The sequence below is a fragment of the Collimonas fungivorans genome, assembly GCF_028292705.1.
Classification (GTDB): Bacteria; Pseudomonadota; Gammaproteobacteria; order Burkholderiales; family Burkholderiaceae_D; genus Collimonas; species Collimonas fungivorans_B.
Window position 1 is genome coordinate 1 of record NZ_JAQGLV010000390.1, and the last position, 5,159, is coordinate 5,159.

Annotated in this window: 5 protein-coding genes; all 5 read left to right on the plus strand. The window is 61.3% G+C overall.

Annotated elements, in window-relative coordinates; genetic code table 11:
- Positions 1-816, plus strand: an 816-nt coding sequence (locus JWQ61_RS21170) for an acetyl-CoA C-acyltransferase (protein WP_304362259.1), incomplete at its 5' end; no start/stop codon positions are given.
- Between the two features lie 191 nt (positions 817-1,007).
- Positions 1,008-1,613, plus strand: coding sequence for a 2-hydroxychromene-2-carboxylate isomerase (locus tag JWQ61_RS21175; protein ID WP_120234022.1), 606 nt, complete (start codon positions 1,008-1,010; stop codon positions 1,611-1,613).
- Entirely contained in the window at positions 1,610-2,017 is a 408-nt protein-coding gene (locus tag JWQ61_RS21180; RefSeq protein ID WP_304362260.1) for a YchJ family protein, read from the plus strand. Before JWQ61_RS21175 ends, JWQ61_RS21180 begins: the two co-directional genes overlap by 4 nt.
- Positions 2,018-2,059: 42 nt before the next feature.
- Positions 2,060-3,757 carry an AMP-binding protein gene (locus JWQ61_RS21185; protein ID WP_304362261.1) on the plus strand — a complete coding sequence of 566 codons (1,698 nt, stop codon included), beginning with the start codon at positions 2,060-2,062 and terminating at the stop codon, positions 3,755-3,757.
- A gap of 36 nt (positions 3,758-3,793) precedes the next feature.
- A partial coding sequence (locus tag JWQ61_RS21190; protein ID WP_304362262.1) for a carboxyl transferase domain-containing protein occupies positions 3,794-5,159 on the plus strand: 1,366 nt, incomplete at its 3' end.

A 5,159-nucleotide genomic window follows, 5' to 3' on the forward strand; every position in this document is an offset into this window, starting at 1 on the left:
AAGGGCCGCAGCGGCTACCGTGTCGGCCACGGCACGATCCTCGACCACATGATGCTGGACGGCCTGGAAGACGCTTATTCCAAGCTGGAAAACGGCGGCGGCCGTTCGATGGGCACATTCGGCGAAGAGTGCGCCGCCAAATACCATTTCAGCCGCGCTGACCAGGATGCGTTTGCCATCGCCTCGGCGCAGCGCGCGCAGGCGGCAACCGCCGACGGTTCCTTCAAATGGGAAATCGCGCCGGTGACCGTCACCAGCCGCGCCGGCGAAGCCGTGATCGACAAGGACGAAGGCCCGCAAAAATCCAAGGTGGAAAAGATCCCGTCGCTGCGTCCTGCGTTCAAGAAAGACGGCACCATCACCGCCGCTTCGTCGTCGTCGATCAACGATGGCGCCGCAGCACTGGTGCTGATGCGCGAATCGACCGCCAAGAAACTCGGCTGCACGCCGATCGCCCGCATCCTCGGCCACGCCAGCCACTCGCAAGAGCCGGAATGGTTCACCACCGCACCGGTAGGCGCGATTGAAAAGCTGTACAAGAAAGTCGGCTGGAAGAACAGCGATGTCGACCTGTTCGAAGTCAATGAAGCGTTCGCCGTGGTGCCGATGGCGGTCATGAAAGAACACGATATCCCGCACAGCAAGATCAACGTGCACGGCGGCGCCTGTTCCCTCGGCCATCCTATCGGCGCATCCGGCGCGCGCATCATCGTCACTTTGCTGGGCGCCTTGAAAGCCAAGGGCGGCAAGCGCGGCGTGGCATCGCTGTGCATCGGCGGCGGCGAAGGCACGGCAATCGCAGTCGAACTGGTGTGATGAGTAGCAGCAAGCGCTAACGCAACTCGGTAGCAGGCATCAAATGGATCAGCGGTTTTCGCGGAGTTTCCGCGGATTCCCGCTGATCTTTGTTATTGGTCTTCGCGAATTATGATTTAAACAAGTAGGACGGGTTTTACCTACGGCGCAATTCGCATGTGTTCTTACCATTTCACACAAGGTATAAGAAGATGGCTGCCGCAATTGATTTCTACTTCGATTTTTCCTCTCCGTATGGCTATTTCGCTGCGACCCATATCGATGAGCTGGCGGCAAAGTACGAGCGCGATGTCGAGTGGCATCCCATCCTGCTGGGCCCGGTATTCAAGACCACCGGCTCGGCGCCGCTGGCGCAGGTGCCGATCAAGGGCGACTACTCGTTCCACGATTTCGAGCGCAGCGCGCGTTTTCACGGCATTCCCTACAAGCGTCCCGGCGCTTTCCCGATTTCCACCCAGGCGGCGGCGCGCGCCGTGCTGTGGGTGCGCGGCAAGCAAGGCGAAGACAAGGCCATCAAATTCGCCAAGCAGATTTACAAGGCTTATTTTGTCGACGGCATCAATATCGGCGAACCAATGCATTTGCTGGAGATCGGCCATCACAGCGGCATCGACACCACCGGCCTGAGCGACGGCATCAACAGCCAGCCGATCAAGAACCAGCTGAAGGCGGAAGTCGACCTGGCGATGGCGCGCGGCGTGTTCGGTTCGCCGTTCGTGATTGTCGACGGCGAATCGTTCTGGGGTTTCGACCGCTTCGACCAGCTCGAAGCATTCCTGAGGGATGGCAAGATTTGAAAGAGAAGGCAATCGAGTGTCCCTGCGGCGGCGGCAGTTACGCGCTGTGCTGCGGCCGCTATCACAGCGGCGCAGAAACGGCGCCGACCGCGCTGGCGCTGATGCGCTCGCGCTACAGCGCTTATGTCATGGACAAGGGAGCGTACCTGCAGGCGACATGGCACCGCAGCAGCCGGCCGCCCGAGCCGGTCGCCGCCGAAGCGGGGTTGAAGTGGCTGGGCCTGGAGGTGCGCAAGCACCAGGCCGAGGGCGACAGCGCCACGGTGGAATTCGTGGCGCGCTACAAGATCGACGGCCGTGCACAGCGTTTGCACGAGATCAGCCGCTTTGTGCGCGAGAGCGAAACTGGAACAGAGAACCGGCCATGCTGGTTTTATGTCGATGGCAGTTTTCCGGAAAAATAAAAACCGCTACGGAAAACACCGAGAGCCATAACAGGAGACAAGATGATGAGACAACTGAATTCCAGCATCGATCGCGGTAGCCAGGATACGCCGCTGATCGAACAGACTATCGGCGGTTTTTTCGACGAAATGGTGGAACGGGTAGCCGCCAACGACGCGCTGGTGTCGCGCCACCAGCAGATCCGCCTCAGCTACCGGCAACTGCAAAGCCAGGCGCGGCAGCTGGCCAGCGCCATGCTCCAGCTCGGCCTGCAGCCGGGCGACCGCATCGGCATCTGGTCGCACAACAATGCCGAGTGGCTGCTGACGCAGCTGGCCACGGCCTATGCCGGCATCGTCCTGGTCAACATCAATCCGGCTTACCGGGTCAGCGAACTGGAGTACGCGCTCAACAATGTCGGCTGCAAGGCCCTGATTTCGATGACCAGCTTCAAGACCAGCGATTACCTGGAAATGATACGCACACTGGCGCCGGAATTGCAGCACGCTGCGCCGGGAGCATTGCAGGCGGCGCGCCTGCCGACCCTGAAAACCGTGATCCAGCTTGGCCGCGACGAGGCGCCGGGCATGTTGCGTTTCGCCGACCTGATCGCCAGCGGCGATGCCGCCGATCCGCGGCTGGCCGAGATCGGCGCGCGCCTGCAGGCCAGCGACCCGATCAACATCCAGTTCACCAGCGGCACCACCGGTTTTCCGAAAGGTGCGACGCTGACCCATCGGAATATCCTGAACAACGGCTTTTTCATCGGCGAGGCGATGAAGCTCACGGCGCAAGACCGGCTCTGCATCCCGGTGCCGCTATATCATTGCTTCGGCATGGTGCTCGGCAACCTGGCCTGCCTGACGCATGGCGCGACGATTGTCTATCCCAACGACGGCTTCGAGCCGCTGTCGGTGCTGCAGGCGGTGCAGGAAGAACGCTGCACCGGCTTGCACGGCGTGCCCACCATGTTCATCTCCGAGCTGGACCATCCGCGTTTTGCCGAATTCGACCTGTCGACGCTGCGCACCGGCATCATGGCCGGTTCGCCGTGCCCGATCGAGGTCATGAAACGGGTAGTGCGCGACATGCACCTGGAGCAGATCACGATTGCCTACGGCATGACCGAAACCAGCCCGGTCAGCTGCCAGAGCATGACCGATACGCCGCTGGAGAAACGCGTCTCCACCGTCGGCCAGGTGCAGCCGCACCTGCAGGTGAAAATCGTCGATCCCGAATCGGGATCGATCATGCCGATCGGCAGTTCCGGTGAACTGTGCACCCACGGCTATTCGGTGATGCACGGTTATTGGGGCGATGAAGAAAAGACGCGTGAAGCGATCGACGGCGAAGGCTGGATGCATACCGGCGACCTGGCGACCATGGATAGCGAAGGCTACGTCAATATCGTCGGCCGCATGAAAGACATGGTGATCCGCGGCGGCGAGAATATCTACCCGCGCGAGATCGAGGAATTCCTGTATCGCCATCCGGCGATCCAGGATGTGCAGGTAGTCGGCGTGCCGGACCGGAAATACGGCGAAGAACTGTGCGCCTGGATTATCCTGCGCCCCGGCCAGACCGCGGATGAACAATCCGTGCGCGATTTTTGCCAGGGCCAGATCGCCCACTACAAGGTGCCGCGCTACATCCGGTTTGTCGAGACTTTCCCGATGACGGTGACCGGCAAGATCCAGAAATTCAAGATCCGTGAAGCGATGAAAGATGAGCTGGAGCTCAATGACATCCACACTGCGTAAAAATCGTTCCAAAAACAAGAGACAAAGGACATCGCAATGCCCCAGTTAGAAAGCAAGCTGAATCCACGCAGCGAAGAATTCCAGCAAAATGCCAACGCACTTAACCTGCTGGTCGACGACCTGCGCCAGAAAGTCGCGCAGATCGCCGAAGGCGGCGGCGAAGCCGCGCGCAACAAGCACGTGGCGCGCGGCAAGCTGCTGCCGCGCGAACGGGTGCAGATGCTGCTCGATCCCGGCACGCCGTTCATGGAATTTTCCCAGCTGGCTGCCTATCACGTCTACAAGGACAAGGACGGCAGCGACGCCGCGCCGGCCGCCGGCGTGATTACCGGCATCGGCCGCATCGCCGGCCAGGAATGCGTGGTGGTCTGCAATGACGCCACGGTCAAGGGCGGCACCTACTATCCGCTCAGCGTCAAAAAGCATTTGCGGGCGCAGGAAATCGCCGAGCAGAACAACCTGCCTTGCATTTACTTGGTCGACAGCGGCGGCGCCAACCTGCCCAACCAGGATGAAGTGTTCCCCGACCGCGACCATTTCGGCCGCATCTTCTATAACCAGGCCAACCTGTCGGCCAAGGGCATTCCGCAGATCGCCGTGGTGATGGGTTCGTGCACCGCCGGCGGCGCCTACGTGCCGGCGATGAGCGACGAGTCGATCATCGTCAAGAACCAGGGCACGATTTTCCTGGCTGGACCGCCGCTGGTGAAAGCCGCTACCGGTGAAGTCGTCAGCGCCGAAGACCTGGGCGGCGGCGATGTCCACACTCGCCTGTCAGGCGTGGCCGATCACCTGGCGCAGAACGACATGCACGCGCTGTCGCTGGCGCGCACCATCGTCTCCAACCTGAACCGGCAGAAACCGCAAGGGCCGTTGCTGCGCCCGGTGACCGAACCCAAGTACCCGGCGCAGGAACTGTACGGCGTGATCCCGCTCGATACCCGCAAGCCCTTCGATGTGCGTGAAGTGATCGCGCGCATCGTCGACGGCAGCGAATTCGACGAATTCAAGGCGCGTTACGGCACCACGCTGATCTGCGGTTTCGCCCATATCTATGGCATGCCGGTCGGCATCGTCGCCAACAACGGCATCCTGTTTTCGGAAGCGGCTCTGAAGGGCACGCATTTCATCGAACTGTGCTCGCAGCGCAAGATCCCGCTAGTGTTCCTGCAGAATATCACCGGCTTCATGGTCGGCCGCCGCTACGAAAACGAGGGCATCGCCCGCAACGGCGCCAAGATGGTGACCGCGGTGGCGACCACTGCGGTGCCCAAACTGACCGTCATCATCGGCGGCAGCTTCGGCGCCGGCAACTACGGCATGTGCGGCCGCGCCTATTCGCCGCGCTTCCTGTGGATGTGGCCGAATGCGCGCATCTCGGTGATGGGCGGCGAGCAGGCAG